The sequence below is a fragment of the Bacillus sp. 16GRE42 genome, assembly GCF_019837435.1.
In the GTDB taxonomy this organism is placed as follows: domain Bacteria; phylum Bacillota; class Bacilli; order Bacillales; family Bacillaceae_G; genus Bacillus_A; species Bacillus_A wiedmannii.
Window position 1 is genome coordinate 2,209,527 of the sequence record NZ_JADAXF010000001.1, and the last position, 19,037, is coordinate 2,228,563.

General features: G+C 36.3%; 21 protein-coding genes and 1 riboswitch. Of the genes, 11 read left to right on the top strand and 10 right to left on the bottom strand.

What is annotated here, in order from left to right:
* Positions 1-29: 29 nt before the first annotated feature.
* Positions 30-1,094 (bottom strand): tetraprenyl-beta-curcumene synthase family protein, encoded by a 1,065-nt coding sequence (locus ILS93_RS11520; RefSeq protein ID WP_001102481.1) that lies wholly within the window; start codon positions 1,092-1,094, stop codon positions 30-32.
* Between the two features lie 37 nt (positions 1,095-1,131).
* Positions 1,132-1,935, bottom strand: coding sequence for an alpha/beta hydrolase (locus ILS93_RS11525; RefSeq protein ID WP_064474508.1), 804 nt, complete (start codon positions 1,933-1,935; stop codon positions 1,132-1,134).
* A gap of 74 nt (positions 1,936-2,009) precedes the next feature.
* On the opposite strand from ILS93_RS11525, the gene ILS93_RS11530 reads away from it, so the two are divergent.
* The 3 genes from ILS93_RS11530 (at position 2,010) to ILS93_RS11540 (ending at position 4,354) form a co-directional block, all read left to right on the top strand.
* A complete protein-coding gene (locus ILS93_RS11530) occupies positions 2,010-2,522 on the top strand; it encodes a gamma carbonic anhydrase (RefSeq protein WP_000640203.1) in 513 nt (170 codons plus the stop codon).
* A 143-nt stretch (positions 2,523-2,665) separates the two neighbouring features.
* Complete coding sequence (locus tag ILS93_RS11535) at positions 2,666-3,199, top strand: phosphatase PAP2 family protein (RefSeq protein WP_098110781.1); 534 nt, start codon at positions 2,666-2,668, stop codon at positions 3,197-3,199.
* Between the two features lie 12 nt (positions 3,200-3,211).
* Complete coding sequence (locus tag ILS93_RS11540; protein WP_222660475.1) at positions 3,212-4,354, top strand: glycosyltransferase family 4 protein; 1,143 nt, start codon at positions 3,212-3,214, stop codon at positions 4,352-4,354.
* A gap of 282 nt (positions 4,355-4,636) precedes the next feature.
* Here the strand turns inward: ILS93_RS11540 and ILS93_RS11545 are convergent, their stop codons facing one another.
* Together ILS93_RS11545 and ILS93_RS11550 are read right to left on the bottom strand one after the other, a co-directional pair.
* The gene (locus ILS93_RS11545; RefSeq protein ID WP_064474505.1) at positions 4,637-5,239 is read right to left on the bottom strand and encodes a molybdenum cofactor guanylyltransferase; all 603 of its coding nucleotides are present in this window, start codon (positions 5,237-5,239) and stop codon (positions 4,637-4,639) included.
* Positions 5,236-5,745, bottom strand: a complete 510-nt coding sequence (locus tag ILS93_RS11550) for a MogA/MoaB family molybdenum cofactor biosynthesis protein (RefSeq protein WP_029440205.1) — start codon at positions 5,743-5,745, stop codon at positions 5,236-5,238. The genes ILS93_RS11545 and ILS93_RS11550 overlap by 4 nt, the downstream gene beginning before the upstream one ends.
* Positions 5,746-6,076: 331 nt before the next feature.
* Between ILS93_RS11550 and ILS93_RS11555 the strand changes: the two genes are divergently transcribed.
* Positions 6,077-6,256, top strand: coding sequence for a hypothetical protein (locus tag ILS93_RS11555; protein ID WP_000424805.1), 180 nt, complete (start codon positions 6,077-6,079; stop codon positions 6,254-6,256).
* Between the two features lie 6 nt (positions 6,257-6,262).
* Positions 6,263-6,442 (top strand): hypothetical protein, encoded by a 180-nt coding sequence (locus tag ILS93_RS11560; RefSeq protein WP_222660477.1) that lies wholly within the window; start codon positions 6,263-6,265, stop codon positions 6,440-6,442.
* A gap of 40 nt (positions 6,443-6,482) precedes the next feature.
* On the opposite strand, the gene metK is transcribed toward ILS93_RS11560, so the two are convergent.
* Positions 6,483-7,682 (bottom strand): methionine adenosyltransferase, encoded by a 1,200-nt coding sequence (gene metK / locus ILS93_RS11565; protein WP_000163111.1) that lies wholly within the window; start codon positions 7,680-7,682, stop codon positions 6,483-6,485.
* 169 nt (positions 7,683-7,851) lie between these two features.
* Positions 7,852-7,973, bottom strand: a riboswitch (SAM riboswitch).
* A gap of 228 nt (positions 7,974-8,201) precedes the next feature.
* Between metK and pckA the strand changes: the two genes are divergently transcribed.
* Entirely contained in the window at positions 8,202-9,788 is a 1,587-nt protein-coding gene (gene pckA / locus ILS93_RS11570) for a phosphoenolpyruvate carboxykinase (ATP) (RefSeq protein WP_048540837.1), read from the top strand.
* Between the two features lie 315 nt (positions 9,789-10,103).
* Positions 10,104-10,301 carry a hypothetical protein gene (locus ILS93_RS11575; RefSeq protein ID WP_064474502.1) on the top strand — a complete coding sequence of 66 codons (198 nt, stop codon included), beginning with the start codon at positions 10,104-10,106 and terminating at the stop codon, positions 10,299-10,301.
* A 115-nt stretch (positions 10,302-10,416) separates the two neighbouring features.
* Here the strand turns inward: ILS93_RS11575 and ILS93_RS11580 are convergent, their stop codons facing one another.
* The gene (locus ILS93_RS11580; RefSeq protein ID WP_000624934.1) at positions 10,417-10,800 is read right to left on the bottom strand and encodes an ATP synthase subunit I; all 384 of its coding nucleotides are present in this window, start codon (positions 10,798-10,800) and stop codon (positions 10,417-10,419) included.
* Between the two features lie 291 nt (positions 10,801-11,091).
* Here ILS93_RS11580 and ILS93_RS11585 point away from each other — a divergent pair, with 291 nt between their 5' ends.
* Positions 11,092-11,313 carry a hypothetical protein gene (locus ILS93_RS11585; protein ID WP_000639042.1) on the top strand — a complete coding sequence of 74 codons (222 nt, stop codon included), beginning with the start codon at positions 11,092-11,094 and terminating at the stop codon, positions 11,311-11,313.
* Between the two features lie 28 nt (positions 11,314-11,341).
* Here the strand turns inward: ILS93_RS11585 and ILS93_RS11590 are convergent, their stop codons facing one another.
* A complete protein-coding gene (locus ILS93_RS11590; protein WP_064474501.1) occupies positions 11,342-12,247 on the bottom strand; it encodes a DMT family transporter in 906 nt (301 codons plus the stop codon).
* A gap of 197 nt (positions 12,248-12,444) precedes the next feature.
* The gene (locus ILS93_RS11595; protein ID WP_064474500.1) at positions 12,445-12,768 is read right to left on the bottom strand and encodes an iron-sulfur cluster biosynthesis family protein; all 324 of its coding nucleotides are present in this window, start codon (positions 12,766-12,768) and stop codon (positions 12,445-12,447) included.
* Positions 12,769-12,885: 117 nt separating this feature from the next.
* On the opposite strand from ILS93_RS11595, the gene ILS93_RS11600 reads away from it, so the two are divergent.
* Together ILS93_RS11600 and ILS93_RS11605 are read left to right on the top strand one after the other, a co-directional pair.
* Positions 12,886-13,050: a hypothetical protein gene (locus ILS93_RS11600; RefSeq protein WP_081257154.1), complete on the top strand. Its 165-nt coding sequence runs from the start codon at positions 12,886-12,888 to the stop codon at positions 13,048-13,050.
* A gap of 210 nt (positions 13,051-13,260) precedes the next feature.
* Positions 13,261-14,124, top strand: a complete 864-nt coding sequence (locus tag ILS93_RS11605) for a collagen-like protein (protein ID WP_222660479.1) — start codon at positions 13,261-13,263, stop codon at positions 14,122-14,124.
* Between the two features lie 217 nt (positions 14,125-14,341).
* Here the strand turns inward: ILS93_RS11605 and ILS93_RS11610 are convergent, their stop codons facing one another.
* Positions 14,342-15,562 (bottom strand): ATP-binding protein, encoded by a 1,221-nt coding sequence (locus ILS93_RS11610; RefSeq protein WP_064474498.1) that lies wholly within the window; start codon positions 15,560-15,562, stop codon positions 14,342-14,344.
* Positions 15,559-16,812 (bottom strand): ATP-binding protein, encoded by a 1,254-nt coding sequence (locus tag ILS93_RS11615; RefSeq protein ID WP_064474497.1) that lies wholly within the window; start codon positions 16,810-16,812, stop codon positions 15,559-15,561. Before ILS93_RS11615 ends, ILS93_RS11610 begins: the two co-directional genes overlap by 4 nt.
* A 184-nt stretch (positions 16,813-16,996) precedes the next feature.
* Here ILS93_RS11615 and ILS93_RS11620 point away from each other — a divergent pair, with 184 nt between their 5' ends.
* Positions 16,997-19,027 carry a catalase gene (locus ILS93_RS11620; RefSeq protein WP_064474496.1) on the top strand — a complete coding sequence of 677 codons (2,031 nt, stop codon included), beginning with the start codon at positions 16,997-16,999 and terminating at the stop codon, positions 19,025-19,027.
* Positions 19,028-19,037 lie beyond the last annotated feature (10 nt).

The following is a 19,037-nucleotide window of genomic DNA, read 5'->3' on the forward strand; positions in this document are numbered from 1 at the left end:
AAACCACTCTACAAGAGTGGTTTTATTCATCACTGCGCCATTTTCTTTCGGTACATCTTCCCGTTCCAATAGAAGAATCGTGAAGTAAGCCCTCCGTATTTTACAATGCGCCGTGCCATTTTGTGCATATTCTTTTGTGCTGATACTTTTTGATCTGATAAATAAATACCAAGTAACCCTCGGCTTATGAGACGATGAAACTTCGCATGAGGTAAATCACCAATGCTCTTCTCTGCTTCTTCTACAAAGTGTTTCATACGATCCAATATCGCTTGCTCGTTTTCATAATAACTACAGAAATTCAAATCCCCGCCTATACGGTCTTCTTCTTGATCGATGAAATAATCAAGTAAAATGTGAAGTCCTTGTACGTAAGGGAAATACCCTTGTCTAATTTTCGCAATATCTTCATCATGTAATTCATCATGAAATGCATATGCGACAAGACAGAAGATTCCAAGTGTAGAACCGGCACATGCTGAAAATTCAAACCAACTCATCTCTGGTAAGTTTTCTTTATGTGCTTCAAACCATGTTTTTAAGCGTGGTTCTCTTTCTTCTAACTTCACGTGTTTATGAATTTGCAAATCACAATAATAACAAGCAAGTTCATGAAGAACAGGAGCAATTTTGTCATAGTGCTTCGTTTTCTTTAAAACATCTTGGCATGTTTCAACAAGTTCATCTAAATAACCACCATCGTCTTGATCATCACGATAGCGATAATAATTACCGCCACCTTCTACTTCAGGTGATAATGCCATTAACATAGATTCATGCAGTGCGGCAAAATCATTTGGGTCAAGTGATGTACTGCGGTCACATAAATTATCTAAATAATCGCTGATTGTTTGATACGCTACGATAAAACGAATGCATTCCTCTCGGTGCTCATTTGCTAACAGTGCTAAAATACCACCGCCTTCGCAATGAAACGTTTTATTCTCAATACTTGCGATTGCCTGACTATGAAGCTCATCATTCGGAATATGGTAGGCACGCTCTTTCCACACCGCTAGCTCATGGTGTACTACCGGAAACACATCACGGTATACTTTCGCCATGAGCGTTATGGGATTACTCGGTACGTTCACTTCTTCCTTCATCTCCTCTATTCAATGTACAAATAATTTACTTATTTGTTTCTATTATGTTATTGATGCGTATTTCAGTAAATGACTGAATATAATTCAAAATTTCATCACGCTCATACTCATTTAATAACTCGTGATAACAATTCGGCCATTCTTTAAAAGCCTTATCACTTATTTTAACATTATCAAACCACATGCGGACACGTGTTTTATCTACAAGTTTATCCTCACACGCCTGCATTAGCAAGAGCGGAACATCTGGAAAATCATCTATTTTTTTATGAGCAATTTCGATAGACTTAATCAATTCACTATACCAACGTACTGATACTTTGCGCAAGAACAATGAATCATTCTCCATCGCGTCCCGAACTTCATGATTACGAGTTGACATTTCCACTGTAAGATTCGTTGCAAATTGCAATTTTGGAGCGATAACATTTAATATTTTTGAAGCAACTCGAAACGGAGCAGAAGGTCCAGTCACTACCCCTAAGCAAGGCGAACTTAAAATAATACCGTCTACATCTTCTCTCTTCGTTTCTTGCATCATACGAATGACAATAAGACCACCCATACTATGACCAAATATAAAAATAGGTAACCTATACTTTCGTGCCTCTTTCACCCATAATTTAACTTCCTCTATGTATTCATCAAATGAATCAATATGTCCTCTATTTCTTGAAGTCGTTCCATGTGACGGAAGGTCCCCCATTACGACGTGGTAGCCGATATGATTCCACATTTCCGCAACGGCTTCGTAACGTCCGTGATATTCCATTGCGCCGTGCACGATAACGATTACAGCCTTTGCTTCCTCTGCTTCATAATTCCACATACGACTCTCCTCCATTTCACTCTTTCTCATAATTTGATACACTAAAACTAGTCTCTAGGAAAGGAAGGCTTTACATGATATACCCTTACAAAGAAAAAAATCCGAAAATTGCGAGTAGTGCTTTTATCGCTGACTATGTTACGATTACAGGCGATGTTTCCATTGGTGAGGAATCAAGTATTTGGTTTAATACAGTCATACGCGGCGATGTGTCACCAACAATCATTGGAGACCGAGTAAATGTACAAGACCAATGTACACTTCATCAAAGCCCCCAGTACCCTCTTATTTTAGAAAACGATGTTACAGTTGGGCATCAAGTTATTTTACATAGCTGTCATATTAAAAAAGATGCTTTAATTGGAATGGGATCTATTATATTAGATGGTGCTGAAATTGGTGAAGGAGCCTTTATCGGTGCAGGAAGCCTCGTTTCTCAAGGAAAGAAAATCCCGCCAAACACGTTAGCTTTTGGTCGCCCAGCGAAAGTCGTTCGTGAGTTAACAGAGGAAGACCGTAAAGACATGGAGCGAATTCGCACACAATATGTTGAAAAAGGTCAGTACTATAAATCATTACAGAAGTAACTTTTCCAGCTGCCATTAAAGTGGCAGCTTTTTATATAAAAACTAACTTTTTCTTTACAAAACATTATTACTTCCTCAATAAAATCTTATTAAAATAAAAGCTAATATCTCCATATATATGTAAACGAGGGAGGAGAATTTTCATGAAGGTCAGTGGACTGTATAAAATAGAATGTTACATTTTCAAAGGAATTAACCGATACTTTGATCAAAAAACATTAAATATCTTTTTCAGCAATATTACTCATATCGGTGGTGCTACTTTCTCAATCGCACTCACACTTTTCTTTTTAATTTTTGCAAAAGGGACTTTGCATCAAGCTGCAATCGCAACTGCTATTTCTTTGGCAATTAGCCATATTCCTGTGCAAATATTAAAAAGATGGTATCCGCGAAAACGCCCTTATTTAACAATTCAGGATGCGAAATATCCAGTCCATCCATTAAAAGACCACTCTTTCCCGTCTGGTCATACAACAGCCGTTTTCTCTGTCCTTATTCCATTTATTTGCTATAATCCAAGCTTATTTGCTTTTCTATTACCGTTAGCATTATGCGTTGGTATTTCTCGTATTTATTTAGGGCTTCACTATCCGTCTGATGTATTCGTCGGTATGTGCCTCGGCACTTGCTCTGGCATCATCTCTTTTTATCAATTCATCCCACTTTTCACATAAAGGAGTGATATGATGAGAGTCGCCATTTTTACCGATACTTTTACGCCACAAGTCAACGGGGTTGCGAAAACACTAGAACGATTAACACGTTACTTTCAGAAAGAAACGATCGCCTATTCTGTTTTCGCCCCTCAGCATACAGCTGAAGATAATTTCGTAGCTAATGTAAACAAGATGAGAAGTATCCCGTTAACAATATTATATCCAGAATGCCGATTTTCTTTTCCTACTCCGCGCATTAAACGAGAACTTCTTTCCTTTAAACCTGACATTATTCACATTGCCACACCTTTCAACATGGGACTTTGTGGATTGTATTATGCAAAAAAGTTAAACATCCCAGTTGTCGGTTCTTATCATACTGATTTCGATGCTTATTTACGCTATTATAAAATTGAATTTCTCTCTAATATGCTTTGGAACTATTTAAAATGGTTTCATAGTCACATGCAAAAAAATTTCGTTCCTTCTTTTGAAACGTTACACCAACTAAAAAATAAAGGCTTTCAAGCCCTCTCCATATGGGGACGGGGTGTAGATTGCACACTCTTTCATCCATCTTACAATACAGAGCTATTCCGAAAAAAATATAATATTACAGCAAAGTATGTCCTTTCCTATGTTGGACGGATTGCCCCTGAAAAAGATATTGATACGTTGCAACACCTTATCGTACAAACAGCACATACTCGAAACGACATTCATTGGCTCATCGCAGGAGACGGTCCTCTAGCAACAAATTTGCGTGAAGCTGTTCCGAAAACAAATGTCACTTTTACTGGATATTTACAAGGTAAGGATTTAGCTGAAGCATATGCTTGTTCTAACATCATGGTATTTCCATCCGCTACTGAAACGTTCGGAAATGTCGTACTCGAATCACTTGCATGCGGAACACCTGTCATTGGTGCAAATAGTGGCGGGGTTAAAAATATTATTACAGATGGAAAAACGGGAGTTCTTTGCCCCTCCAAACATGCGGATGCATTTCTATCATCCATTTATTCTTTATTGCAAAATGAAGAGCAACTTACGCAAATGGGCATAGCAGCTTCATCTTATGCGAAATCAAAAAGCTGGGATGAAATCTTTCGTGGCTTACTTGACCAATATGAAGAAGTCCTTCAGAGCACTGCATCAGAATTACTCGCTTAAACAGAAAAACCCTCTTCATAACATGAAGAGGGTTTATTACATAACTGGAAATTTTAGTTTAATAAATGATACATAAGGTGAAGTATCACATTATTCTTATATTCATTATAACAAAAAGATACATAACTAAACAGACTTGTAATAAAAACCCATAAAAATAAATATATGGTTATACATTATTTTTTACTGTATAATGATTTTAAGAAATTCCCCTTAAAATCAACTTACTCACATACCTTTATACAGTAATTGTTCCCCAATTTCTGTATATCAAAAAACCTTTCATTCATTTGAAAGGTTTTTTTGAGCCTGCACATATTCTTCTTTCGTATTTACATTTATAAACCAATCCGCATTCGCTTGTATATCTTCACCAGCAATATATTTCACATTACATTGCGATAAAAGCTGGCCCATACTTCTTTTTTCTTCCTGAAGTAAAGTATACATTTTTTCTTTCACACGGTTATGGTACGCTGCAAGTAACGGTTGTTTTCTTCCATTAATAATAGGTACAACCGCATCATATTCATTACTCGTTTGCTCTAGCAAAATGGTAAACCATTCATGCGAAACATTCGGCGCATCGCAAGGCATAATAGCGTACCAATCTGCTTCTATATATTCCATTCCTGATACAATTCCAGCAAGTGGTCCATTTCCTTTATAATGAGGAATATCTTCTATAACAGGAACTTGTACGCGTTGCTCTACTCGCTCTTTTATATCGGAGTTACTAATGACCACAACTTCTTGTAACGCAGTTGTCATCACTTTCAAAATATGCTCAATAAAAGTACTACCTTGCCAGCTCGCTAACGCTTTCGGCTCACCGAATCGACTCGACATACCGCCTGCCAATACAATTCCAGCATACTTACTCATTGGCGATGCAACTCAAATGTAATATGACCTAATTCCGGTAAAATTAATTTATTCATCGCAAGGCGAACTGCTCCGCTAGACCCTGGCATTGAAAAGACAACTTTGCGCCCAATTGTACCGCCGATTGCTCTACTTAACATCGCGCTGCTTCCGATATCTTCTAAATAGCTAATCATGCGGAACAACTCACCAAACCCGACAATTTCTTTATCTAATAACGCTGACACTGCTTCAATCGTCACATCACGTTTCGTAATACCAGTACCGCCATTTGTTAATACGACATCAACATCTTCCCGATGATAACCAGCTAACACCGCTTGCTGAATACTTTCTTTATCATCTTTTACAATTTCATAAGAGGTCACTGTATGACCTGCTTCTTTTAACAATTCATGTAATAGTTGTCCGCTCTTATCTGTCTCTTCCGTACGTGTATCGGAAATCGTCACGATCTTACAACGCACTTCTTTTGGTGCTTGTTTTTTATGTTCATTGACACTCATTTTTCATCTTCCCTTTCATTTTCTTGTGAAATTATGTATGAAGCAAAGAATTCAACATGATACAATATAAGTATATTTATCCATATACAGGAGTTTTTTTATGTTTTATAACATAAAACGATACGTACCCATTATACCATTCCTAATCATATTATCCCTTTTTCAATGCATCGCTTACGGGTTCGATATTAACTTTTTAAAATTGTATGTACTTTTGCCTGATGGTGGTATTCTTTACTATTTGACTAGCACATTAATTCCTCTCGTACTTGCCTATATAATAGATTTTATTTTTAAACGTTCTATCTCTAAATAAGGAGGTCTACATATTATGGAACTTTATAAAAAATTAACAACAACATTCATCCTCTTATTCGTCGCTTCCATTACTGTTGGCTTTTCTCTAAAAGGCGCAATTCCATACGCTACATTAGTAAGCATTATATTCGCAACCCTATTTTTACTAAGCAGTGCCTTTTGCGCGGGTAAAGCACGTCAAATGAAAGGTTGATTACATATGTTCAAGAAGAAACCAATCCTTTGTAAATCATGTAAAAAGGAAATAAAAACATATGAAAAAGCATGGATTCATATGCCATTTCCGGCAAGTGGTATGACAAATGTGAGAAAGTATATTGAGCTAGATGGAGAAGTTTATTGTGGTTCTTGCATCCAAGTAGTAAATAAAACAAAATAAAAAAGCTTTGCGCTCACCGCGCAAAGCTTTTTTTCATATATTATAGACCAGCTTGCTCTTTTAAAGCTGCAGCTTTGTCTGTACGTTCCCATGATAGATCTACATCAGTACGTCCGAAGTGGCCGTAAGCTGCTGTTTGTTTGTAAATTGGGCGACGTAAGTCTAGCATTTTAATAATACCAGCTGGGCGAAGATCGAAGTTGTTACGAACTAGTTCTACTAGTACGTCTTCAGATACTTTACCAGTGCCGAATGTATCAACTGAAATTGATACTGGTTGTGCTACACCGATTGCGTATGCAAGTTGTACTTCTGCTTTGTCAGCAAGACCAGCTGCTACGATGTTTTTCGCAACATAACGAGCTGCATATGCTGCAGAACGGTCAACTTTCGTTGCATCTTTACCAGAGAATGCACCGCCACCGTGGCGAGCGTATCCACCGTAAGTATCAACGATGATTTTACGTCCTGTTAAACCAGCATCACCTTGTGGTCCACCAATTACGAAGCGGCCAGTTGGATTAATGAAGAATTTCGTTTCTCCATCCATTAATTCTGCTGGAACTACAGCTTTAATTACATGCTCTTTTAAATCGCGATCGATTTCTTCCCATGTAACATCTGGATGATGCTGTGTAGAAATTACGATTGTATCTACACGTACAGGTTTACCATTTTCATCATACTCAACTGTAACTTGCGTTTTTCCATCCGGACGTAAGTATGATAATGTGTCATCTTTACGTACTTCAGTTAAACGGCGAGCTAATTTGTGAGCAAGTGAGATTGGAAGTGGCATTAATTCTTGTGTTTCATTACATGCGAAGCCAAACATTAAACCTTGGTCTCCCGCACCAATTGCCTCAATCTCAGCGTCAGTCATTAGACCTTCGCGTGCTTCTAGCGCTTGGTCAACACCCATAGCGATGTCAGCAGATTGCTCATCGATAGACGTTAAAACTGCACAAGTTTCTGCATCGAATCCGTATTTTGCGCGTGTGTAACCAATGCCTTGAATTGTTTCACGAACGATTTTTGGAATATCTACGTAAGTAGAAGTCGTAATTTCCCCCGCTACCAATACTAAACCAGTTGTTACAGTTGTTTCACAAGCTACACGTGCATTTGCGTCCTTTGATAAGATCGCATCTAAAATTGAATCAGAAATTTGGTCACAAATTTTATCTGGATGTCCTTCAGTTACAGACTCAGATGTGAACAGATGACGTTTTTTTGTCATGTGGTAAACCTCCCTACAGTAATTGTATATATTGTACGGAACTCATCCTTAATTTGCCACAAACTGCGACATACATTTATTCTCCCACACAAGCATACAGAAAAACCTTTCCTACTTTACATAGAGGAAAGGTTTAATTTGCTACTTGCATACTGCTTTTTGCCCTTTGCTCTTATCGTTCGAGACCGTTAGCCTCGCACAGGTTTTAGCACCTATTCACCTGTATTTACCACTACAAATGAGGTTGCTGGGCTTCATCGGGCCTGTCCCTCCGCCAGCTCGGGATAAGAGAGTATCCGTCCCAACCTATACTAAAGAAATGATATTCATTTGTCAATTAATATTCACATTTTCCTGAAAGTTTTTCTCAATACGCCTGGAATGAAATATTAATAAGGAAATAATACATTCACACAAACAAAAAGAAATAAATAGTATACATTATTTATATAATTGTGTTATACTCTTGTTGGGGATTACGAGAAATATTTCATTAAATGAAAAGGATGGTATATAAATATGAGTACTGTGAATGTCCAAATTGGTTTACACGAATTATTGAACGGAAGCAATGCACAGATTCAACTAAGTGTTCCGCAATTAGTGGAAAAAGTATTAATGCGAAATGAAGGGAAATTAACTTCTACTGGTGCCGTTTCTGCTTCAACAGGAAAATATACAGGACGTTCTCCTAAAGATAAATTTATTGTGAAAGAAGCATCGGTTGCTGACAAAATTGCTTGGGGAGCAGTGAATCAACCGATTTCTGAAGAACATTTTAATAAATTATATACTAAAGTTTTAGAATACTTAAAAGAAAAAGAAGAGTTATTCATCTTCAATGGATTTGCAGGCGCTGACCGCAATTATCGCCTACCAATTCAAGTTATTAACGAATATGCATGGCACAATTTATTTGTACATCAATTATTCATTCGTCCAACTGAAGAAGAATTAACAACTCATGAATCAGAGTTCACAATTGTTTCTGCACCGAATTTCAAAGCTGATCCAGCTGTTGACGGTACAAACTCTGAAGCATTCATTATGGTTTCATTCGAAAAACGTATCGTACTAATTGGTGGTACAGAATACGCTGGAGAAATGAAAAAATCAATCTTCTCTATTATGAACTTCTTACTACCTGAACAAGATATTCTTTCTATGCATTGCTCTGCAAACGTAGGTGAAGAAGGCGACGTAGCACTATTCTTCGGTTTATCTGGAACAGGTAAAACAACATTATCTGCTGATCCACACCGTAAATTAATCGGTGATGATGAGCATGGCTGGTCTGATAACGGTGTATTCAATATTGAAGGCGGTTGCTACGCAAAATGTGTAAACCTTTCTCACGAGAAAGAACCACAAATTTTCGATGCAATCAAATTTGGATCTGTTTTAGAAAACGTTATCATTAATAACCAAACGCGTATCGCAGACTATAACGATACTACTTTAACAGAAAATACTCGTGCTGCATACCCTATGCATGCGATCGACAATATCGTACTGCCAAGTGTTGCTGGACACCCAAATACAATCATTTTCTTAACTGCTGATGCATCTGGCGTATTGCCTCCAATCAGTAAGTTATCAAAAGAACAAGCTATGTATCATTTCTTAAGTGGTTACACTAGTAAACTAGCAGGAACAGAGCGCGGCGTTACATCTCCGCAAGCAACATTCTCAACTTGCTTCGGTTCACCATTCTTACCACTTGATGCATCTCGCTATGCTGAAATGCTTGGTGAAAAAATCGAGAAACACGATGCGAAAGTATTCTTAGTAAACACTGGCTGGACTGGTGGCGAATACGGCATTGGTAAACGTATGAACTTAGGTTACACTCGTGCAATGATTCAAGCAGCATTAAGCGGCGAACTTGCGAAAACTGAAACAGCTAAACATGACATCTTCGGCCTTGAAGTTCCACTTCACGTACCAGGTGTACCTGATGAAGTATTAATGCCTGAACAAACTTGGGCTGATAAAGCTGCTTATAAAGAGAAAGCAATCGAACTTGCAAGCGAATTCAAAGAGAACTTCAAAAAGTTCGACAGCGTTTCTGAAGATATTATTAACTTAGGCGGTCCAATCGCTTAAGTACAAACTTTCTGTTGGAATAACCCTTTTACTCATATGAATAAGTGTCGTGTAACCGTAAAGTTTCGCGTACTCACCGACAAAACCCAATGCGGCTTAACGGTTATACACACTTACATAAAAAAGAAGCTTACGTTTTTGACGTAAGCTTCTTTCTATATATTATATAAAGTACAACTTTAATCTCTTCATCTGTGACTTAGCTCATAAAATTGCATACTAATAACCCAAAAATTTACAAAAAATTCATTTTATAATCATTCGTTTTATAGTTTTTTACGATAAAATTTACATATACAGGAAAGGAAGAGGGCTATGAATAATTTTTCTCGTACAGGAAAAATATTATTCAGTTATGGAGTCATTCAAATGTTTTGGGGACTTGTGATGCTTAACGTTAATTTATTTGAGCATACAAGTGAAACGATAAAATACATTATTCTAATTACCGGAATAGTTTGTTGTATTGTATCTAACTTTTTTAAAGAACCTGAGAGTTATACTACTAAGTGATTTCATGTTAACTTATTGGAAGCGGAAACCTATATTTTATGCAAAGTTACGCTTCCAATTGTACTATCCCCCCACCGGATCCTCTATTTCATCTAAAAAGAGGCTTTTTATCTTTTTAGCTCTTCGTTAATTCTTCCTCATCTTTCATACTATAGTAGCCTAAATTCACAACAATTAAGAAATAGCCACCCAGAATCCCTACTGCAAATGCCCACATAACCATATGATGTTCAATTTCGTACATAATAACAGCACCCAAAATAGCAGCTGCAAAACGATTAAACATACCGAGCGTCGGTGCTTTCGTTTTCTTTACGATACTATCTCCAAGCTTCTCAATTCTTCTCCCTAAAAGCCAAACACAATACATACTTACAATCAGTCCAATTCCAGCACCTAGAAAATGAGCTGAAAATGGCGTTAACATCCATCCTAGTAAAAGAAAACCTAGTAAATAATACGATTGAATTTTAAACGATCTTAATGACATACTAATCATGCTGTTCTCCTCTTCAGTAATTTTTATCTATCCAACAAAAGCTGTATAACTCATTTCTTTCGAGTTCATACTACTTAAAATTCATTTCACTCAAATTAAAAACAACATAAACAGTGTGTTTATGTTGTTCAAATGTTTTCAGGAAATAATATTATACAAGATTTCAAACATCATATTCTCATAATTTGTGACGTTTTTCCAAACATTTTTCGTCCATTTATGAAAAAAGTGATATCAATCTATGAACATACGGATATGATGTAATAAGTACACAAATAAAGGGGGCGTCTAATGATTTATTTTCTAATGGCTCTCATTCACCTCATTATCCCTGCACTTATTGGACTTTCATTGTATTGGTACACGAAAAATCATAGTATTTTCTACGCTGTCCTCGGTGTTCTTCTTCCAGGTATTATTCTTATCACACTCTTCCGTATTCCATTTTTAAACTTAATTCCACTTATTACTGCTATCTTATTTCTCATCTTCTTACCAAAAATAAAAAAATAGGAAAGCAGATCATAGGTGATCTGTTTTCCTATTTTGATATAGATTCCCTCGCAGTAGAATGAATTTTTACTTTCTCTGATTTCACAAACCATAGACCGAAGAAAATAATAATTCCACCGATTATTTGTTGAAATGATACATATTCATTTGCCCATACAGCTGCAAATAAAACAGCTACAAGTGGCGTTATATACATATATACCATCGTATGTGATGCGCCAATTTTTTGAATACCAACATACCACATCACTAAACCAAATACTGTCACAAAGAAAATGGAATATAGTAAAGCGAATAGTGTCATTCCGTGTGTAATGTGAAATGGCATTATAAATACATGTGGTCCACTTAACAATAAAAGCGGAATCGCGCCAACTAATGCTGACCATGCGGTAACACGTAGTGCTGAATATTTTTTAATTAATGGACCTGCTAAAACAGGATAAAGCCCCCAGCATATTGATGTAATAAGTCCAATTCCGTTACCATAAAAAGAACTAGCAAGCGAATGCCCTGCTACTAAAACTAATGCAGCACCACCAAAGGCAATTATAGAACCGATGAGCTTTCGCGAAGAATACTTTTCTTGTTTCAAAAAAATAGCAAATACAGTTGTAAAAATAGGTGAAATAGAAATGAGTAAAGAGGCATTTGTAGCGGATGTATATTGGACAGTTTCCATAAATAATGTTTGATACAGTACAATACCTACAACGCTAACGATGATTAATCTAGGTATATCCTTTCGTTCCATATAAACCGACTTTTCAATAAAAAATGTAAGGAGTAACATAAGCGGTGCCGCTGATATCATCCGAAGTGCAGTAAACTCAATTGCTGTAAATTCTAAAAGTCCATACTTCGCAATCGTAAAATTAATCCCCCAAATAATAACGACACTTAAAATTAATAACTCCATCCCCCATTTTCTCATGCGTATCCCCTCCGCAAATAAGATTATACAGAAAATTCAATCACATGTACATTTCATTATGTGAAAAAATCTTTGTATTGTATGGAGAGGTTTGCTTTGTTTGATACATGAAATTATATCGGCGATTTTTTAAATATAGCGACTTATACAATAAAAAAAGGTGGCTCCAAAAATATTTTGGAACCACCTTTTCTTTCTTACACTCGAACGTGTAACTTCATATTCGGATTATAAAATTGACTCGGGCTCTTCAGCTGAAAAGTTCCTCCACTTTCATGCCAATCAACTGTTAACTTATCATCCATAAATACAAGCTTTGTGCGATCTGCGATAAAGTTCATTACGCTAGATTCGATATCTACATCGCGCTCATCTTTTTCTGCTACAGCGACTAAATCGATAATTCCGCTCATTACACAACCGCAACCTTCATTATCGTAAAATAACTTTATATATTTCGCTTCATTTGGAATCGTATCCATAATCTTTTTATATGCTGCTTCTGTTACAGTAACGTACATACGTTAATCTTCATCCTCTCTTCTCGTATCCTTCCTATATTGTACCACTATTTTTCTAAAAGGTAGCATACTGAAAATTAAGACTAATCTATGTGATAAAGGAGGTTTTGTATCACTATGTTCAACTTACTGCGATACCCCATCTTCTTAGGTCTACTCGGTAGCTTTTTTATTTCTAGCGGAATGGTATTACAATATATACTTCCTTATTCTCCTTCTATTGGCTGGATTTCAGGTTTTATTTGTTTCCTATCCGCTTCCTATCTTGATGTGAAAAAATAAAAATCACTTTAAGATTTATTTGCAGTGTAATTTTGACTTAGGTGTTACTTTCGGCCCAAAAGAGAAACGTTGTAACGATTCCACTCTCCTCTCTATTTTTGAAATCTATACACAATACGATCGAACACACAAAAATATAGAATTCATAATATGTATATAGTAGTTCTATTTTTAAAACGAATTTTCCAAAATATAGAAAGGAGAACATACATGTACCCACGTAATTGTTTTAGTTGCGACGGCAGACGCAACAGTGGCTCTAACGGAAACACTGGTCCCACTGGTAGCACTGGACCTGCCGGGAACACCGGACCCACTGGTAGTACTGGACCTACTGGCTCTGCCGGGCCTTCCGGAGCTGGTTTCCAAAGTACTACGGCCTTTAGTCTAGCAGCCGCTCCCACCTATAAAAAAGGACAAGTTGTCACTTATACGAGCAGCGGCTATGTTGTAAAAAAAGATGCACCTCAAGGATTTCCAAATGTATCTTCAGATTATATCGTATTAGTAGAAAGTGGACCTACTGGGAACACCGGACCTGCTGGTAGTACCGGACCCGCTGGCATTACCGGGCCTTCTGGAACTGCAGGTAGTCCTTCAGCAAAAAGTATTGTTTTTCAAGGAACAAATGCTGGTTTCCAACGTATAGCGGGTTCTCCTGGAATTGACTCCAATGTTATTCCATATGTCACTGCTGGAGCCGGTAGTATAGTTGGCTTTGCTGCATCTATAAATGTAAATAACTTACCTGCTGCTGTTTATACGATTAATATTTGCAGGAATGTCCCAACAAACCTCACTGCCCCTACCTCTAGTTACATCCTATCTACTCTTACTTTAACTACAACTGACAAAATTACAGGAACTATCGTATTTTCAATTAAACCAACGGATACTGGATCAAGACAAATTCAAGTGTTTAATCCTAATCCAGCAGTAGGTCCCGCTACTGCAACTTGGACTAGCATTACAACTGGAAACTCAGTTTCGAGAGGAGATGCTGTCTCCCTTCATATTACCCCTGGCATTACTGCAAGTGCTGTATACTCTATTTTTTTAATCACTGATATATAGCCCTTACTAAAAAATAATTTATTTAACAAAAAAAGACCCGAGATTCGGGTCAACAAATAGAAATACAAATTAATTAAAACAAATAACAGACAAGTTCAGTATATACTATTTTAATAGAATTAACTTACCTACCTTTATCAGATTGCCTTACTCTCATTCACAATAAAAAAGGGAGACCCCCTCTCAAATAAGTGATCTCCCTTTTAAAAATAGTTTTTCATGATATCGGCAATATAACCTTCACAGTCGTTCCAACTCCAACTTCACTTTCAAAACTCATTTTACCGTTGTGGTCTTTAATAATTTTTTCTGTAACTACTAAACCTAAACCTGTTCCCGTTTCTTTCGTTGTGTAAAAAGCTTCATTTAGCTTCGGAATTTTGTCTTTTGGGATGCCGCATCCCTCATCCTTAACTTGAACAATGATTGCATCTTCTACAGTCACTTTAATCGTAATCGTTCCGCCAACTGACATTGCTTCAATTGCATTTTTAATTAAATTAAAGAATACTTGCTTTAATCGTTTTTCCTCACATGTAATCGATGGTATGTCTTTACTATAAATACCTTGTATGTGCACTCCTTGCTTTAGAGCAGGCTTACCCATAACTCGAATAACATAAGCGATAATTTCTTCTATATTATGAATTTCTGATTCTGGTGATTTAGATTTCTCAAATCCACTAAGTTCTGTAGCGATTGTATGAATTCGTTCTACTTCTTGTTTCATGATATCACTATATATTTTATCCTCAGGATATTTATTCGCTTGCTTATTCACAAACTTATCTAAATTCGCTAGAGGTCCTCTAATTTTGTAGCCAATAACTGTTGCCATTTTCCCAACAGTTGCTAGTTTTTCTGTTTGTTCTATTTCTTTATCCATCATCTCAAGCGTACGAACGTAAGAATGAAATCTCAAAAACATAATCCAACATATGATAGTAAATACGCTATATAATGCCATTGGGATTAAAACGAGTGACGATTGAATAATGATTCCTGTAAGAGCGTACTTTCCAACAAGTATCCCTGTAACTAACCAAAAATACCTTTTGTTCACAAAGATTGGTGCAAATAAAATAAAAAATCCTTCTACTATATTCCCACCATCAAACTCAGCATCACTACCGTAGTAAATCATAAAATTATGGATAAAATCTAATAAATTATATCCAATTAAAATAATATACTTTACTGCAAATGGATTTTTCCATTTCATAAAATATATTCCAGTACAAAATAAGACCACCATCAGGAAATAAAGCCATAAACCTAAACCATCTTCAAATTCTCCTACTCCTTCTTGCTCTCCTCCTATTAAAGGTACAATAAATTCATAGGCAAGATCGTATACAAAAAATATAACAAAAAATAAACTTAAAAATACTTTCAGCGCCTTTATTTCTTCATTTTTAAATATATCGTCTTTATTCATATGGTAACTCCTAGCTTTTCTCCCACTTGTATTTCATTATTTCCATATTTTTTTGGGAGAATAATATCTATTCTCGTTCCCTTATCTCTTTCACTTGAAATACGTAACTTACCAAGATGTTCGTTGACAATGCGATCCGCTACCGTAAGTCCCAGGCCAATTTTATCTTGCTTCGTTGTATAAAAGGCCTCTTTAACACGTGCTAAGTTTTCCTTCTTAATACCGTAACCATTATCGATTACACTTAGCATTACATAATCTTGTCCTTTATTTTCTAATCGTAAATCTAATGTGCCACCTTGCTCCATTGCCTCCAGAGCATTTTTTATAACATATAGCACGACTCCTCTTATTTTCCGCTCATCGCATTCAACTTCTATCGTCTTTTCTTCTACACTAGAAATAAGCTGAATGTTGGATTCATTCATTTTTTCGCGGACAATTGTTACTACTTGTAATGCAATTTCTCCTATATTATGTTTCTTATAAATAGAAGGTTTACATGTAGCAACTTCCATTAACTCACTTATCATACTATTCATATTTTCTATTTCAAAAATCATCTGTTTATAAACAGGATCCTCTCCATGCTTCTCTCGTTGTAATTGCGTAAATCCTTTTAATGAAGCAAGTGGATTTTTAATTTCATGTCCTACTGTCGCTGCCATTTTTCCGACTACCGCTAATTTTTGTGATTCACTAGCAATCTTAATACTTTTCTTTACCGCTGAAAGGTATTGTATAAATCGATTTAAAATGATGTATGCTGCTATTAATACGAGTGTATACATAATGAGGAACATAAACGCTTTTACTTCCTCTAATACAAATAAATAAATTAAATATTTCCCTATAATAGTGACAAGTACGCACACAAAAAATCTTTTATTTATAAATATAGGTACAAAGAAAATAAGAATAATTTCTATTATATTTACCGCATCAAATACCGCCTTATTATAAAGCATATACGAAAGTATATTAGCCATTTCTATCCCTATGTATGCAAAAATACATGCATATTTAACAAGGGTTGCTTTCTCTTTTTTTATTAAATATATATTCACGCCCAATATTGCTGTTCCGCAAATAACTTGCCATATTATGCTATGTCCTTTATCCATTAGTGATTTATTTTCTAATAAGATTCCGTAGGAAATTTGGTATAAAACAACAATGACATATAGCACCCACAAAAAGATTTTGGCATTCCTTTCTTCTTCTTTATATGATAGAAATTTTCCTTTCACTTCAACACCCCTTCAAAATAATATCTCGAAGAATACCATTTATTATAATAAATGATTTTCATAGACAAACAAAGATAAATCGAACAATTGAGGAAAATCATCCCAATAGAGCGAAGTATCTTCAGACTATATATAAGCATAAAAGCTATAAACAATAATACGTATATTATGGGAGGTGTTTTATATGAACGGCAAAAAAAATAAAAAGACAGAACAACTGGAATCCTTCACGCGTGAGAATGAAGGAAAGGAAATGACAACAAATACAGGTGTTACAATTTCAAATGATGAAAACTCTTTAACCGTCGGCGATCGTGGTCCTACCCTTCTAGAAGATTTTCTTATGCGGGAAAAACTTGCTCATTTTGATCGTGAACGAATTCCTGAAAGAGTCGTTCATGCAAGAGGATACGGCGCACATGGTATTTTCGAGCTATATGAATCTTTAGAGGAACTAACAATGGCCCACTTTTTACAGGACCCTTCAAAAAAAACACCACTTTTTGTTCGCTTCTCTGAAGTGGCTGGATCAAAAGGTGCGAATGAAACAAATCGAGATGTACGAGGGTTCGCTGTTAAATTTTATACAGAAGAAGGAAATTTTGATTTAGTCGGAAACAATATTCCTATTTTTTTCATTCAAGATGGCATTAAATTCCCTGATCTTATTCACGCCCTTAAACCTGAGCCGCATAATGAGATTCCACAGGGACAAACAGCACATGATACATTTTGGGACTTCATCGCCAATAACCAAGAATCGGCTGCGATGATGATGTGGATTATGTCTGATCGTGCCATTCCAAGAAGTTTTCGAATGATGCAAGGGTTTGGCGTTCATACATTTCGCTTAGTGAATAAAAATGGAAAGTCACGATTCGTAAAATTTCACTGGAAGCCGAAGCTCGGCATTCACTCATTAATTTGGGATGAAGCGCAAAAATTAGGTGGTGCTGATCCAGATTACCATCGCCGTGATTTATGGGAAAATATTAATGCTGGAAACTATCCTGAATACGAACTTGGTATTCAAATTCTAGAAGAAGAGGATGAATTTAAATACGATTTCGATATATTAGATGCAACGAAAATTTGGCCTGAAGAAGATTTCCCCGTTAAAATCATCGGAAAAATGACATTAAATCGCAACGTCGAGAATGTATTCGCTGAAACAGAGCAAGTCGCACTTCATCCTGGAAGTATCATCCGTGGTATTGATTTCACCAATGATCCGCTCTTACAAGGTAGACTCTTTTCTTATACAGACACTCAATTGGCACGCGTCGGTACAAATTATCAAGAATTACCGATTAACCGTCCTGTATGCCCATTTCATAACAATCAAAGAGATGGTGCATCTAAATATATAATTGATAAAGGAAAAATCGCTTACCATAATAATTCCTTAGCAAATAACACTCCTTACACTGTCCCCGGTACAAAGGGTGGGTTCGTTACATACCCTTCTACTGTATCAGGGCATAAAACGAGAGAAACAGCCGCCAGTTTCAAAGATCATTTCTCTCAAGCACGTTTATTTTGGAATAGTATGAGTAACGTCGAAAAAGTTCATATTATGCAAGCCTTCTCCTTTGAATTAGGAAAAGTAAAAAGTAAATCCGTCCGTCAACAAGTCGTAAATATGATTGGACATATTAGTAGTGAACTAGCTACATTAGTCGCTGAAGCGGTCGGAGCAAAAGTCCCAAATATTCAAGAATCGAGCGTTACGAAATCATCGCCAGCACTCAGTATGGCAAATACGACATTTAGTCCTAATACATTACGAGTAGGTGTCATTGTTGCAAATGGATATGACGGACAAAACGCGCAATATATACTAAATCAATTCAAACAAGTTGGGTTGCAACCAGTAATTGTTTCCGAACGATTAGGTATTGTACAAGGAACGCAAAATGTACGTTGGGACGTGAATGATACTTTTTTAACAGGATCTTCACTTCTTTATGATGGGCTACTTCTTATTGGAGGAAACCTTGATGAACAGTTTCTTAATAAAGCGAGTTCATTTGTCGTAGAATCATATAATCACTTTAAGCCAATTGGTGCCTTCCAAAATGGATCTACTGTTATTCAATCTTTAAATATTAAAGGAAAGCCTGGTGTCTTACTAGAACAGAACCCTACGCTCCTGGCGAATGAATTTATTAAAGCTATGACGAAACAACGCTTTTGGGATAGAGCATATGAATAGGTTAGGGGGA

Bases quoted from the DNA above. Each gene is read 5' to 3' on its own strand.
- ILS93_RS11525 (WP_064474508.1), bottom strand. From the start codon at position 1,935: ATGTGGAATTATGAAGCAGAGGAAGCAAAGGCTGTAATCGTTATCGTG.
- ILS93_RS11530 (WP_000640203.1), top strand. From the start codon at position 2,010: ATGATATACCCTTACAAAGAAAAAAATCCGAAAATTGCGAGTAGTGCT.
- ILS93_RS11535 (WP_098110781.1), top strand. From the start codon at position 2,666: ATGAAGGTCAGTGGACTGTATAAAATAGAATGTTACATTTTCAAAGGA.
- ILS93_RS11540 (WP_222660475.1), top strand. From the start codon at position 3,212: ATGAGAGTCGCCATTTTTACCGATACTTTTACGCCACAAGTCAACGGG.
- ILS93_RS11545 (WP_064474505.1), bottom strand. From the start codon at position 5,239: ATGAGTAAGTATGCTGGAATTGTATTGGCAGGCGGTATGTCGAGTCGA.
- ILS93_RS11550 (WP_029440205.1), bottom strand. From the start codon at position 5,745: ATGAGTGTCAATGAACATAAAAAACAAGCACCAAAAGAAGTGCGTTGT.
- ILS93_RS11555 (WP_000424805.1), top strand. From the start codon at position 6,077: ATGGAACTTTATAAAAAATTAACAACAACATTCATCCTCTTATTCGTC.
- ILS93_RS11560 (WP_222660477.1), top strand. From the start codon at position 6,263: ATGTTCAAGAAGAAACCAATCCTTTGTAAATCATGTAAAAAGGAAATA.
- metK (WP_000163111.1), bottom strand. From the start codon at position 7,682: ATGACAAAAAAACGTCATCTGTTCACATCTGAGTCTGTAACTGAAGGA.
- pckA (WP_048540837.1), top strand. From the start codon at position 8,202: ATGAGTACTGTGAATGTCCAAATTGGTTTACACGAATTATTGAACGGA.
- ILS93_RS11575 (WP_064474502.1), top strand. From the start codon at position 10,104: ATGAATAATTTTTCTCGTACAGGAAAAATATTATTCAGTTATGGAGTC.
- ILS93_RS11580 (WP_000624934.1), bottom strand. From the start codon at position 10,800: ATGATTAGTATGTCATTAAGATCGTTTAAAATTCAATCGTATTATTTA.
- ILS93_RS11585 (WP_000639042.1), top strand. From the start codon at position 11,092: ATGATTTATTTTCTAATGGCTCTCATTCACCTCATTATCCCTGCACTT.
- ILS93_RS11590 (WP_064474501.1), bottom strand. From the start codon at position 12,247: ATGAGAAAATGGGGGATGGAGTTATTAATTTTAAGTGTCGTTATTATT.
- ILS93_RS11595 (WP_064474500.1), bottom strand. From the start codon at position 12,768: ATGTACGTTACTGTAACAGAAGCAGCATATAAAAAGATTATGGATACG.
- ILS93_RS11600 (WP_081257154.1), top strand. From the start codon at position 12,886: ATGTTCAACTTACTGCGATACCCCATCTTCTTAGGTCTACTCGGTAGC.
- ILS93_RS11605 (WP_222660479.1), top strand. From the start codon at position 13,261: ATGTACCCACGTAATTGTTTTAGTTGCGACGGCAGACGCAACAGTGGC.
- ILS93_RS11610 (WP_064474498.1), bottom strand. From the start codon at position 15,562: ATGAATAAAGACGATATATTTAAAAATGAAGAAATAAAGGCGCTGAAA.
- ILS93_RS11620 (WP_064474496.1), top strand. From the start codon at position 16,997: ATGAACGGCAAAAAAAATAAAAAGACAGAACAACTGGAATCCTTCACG.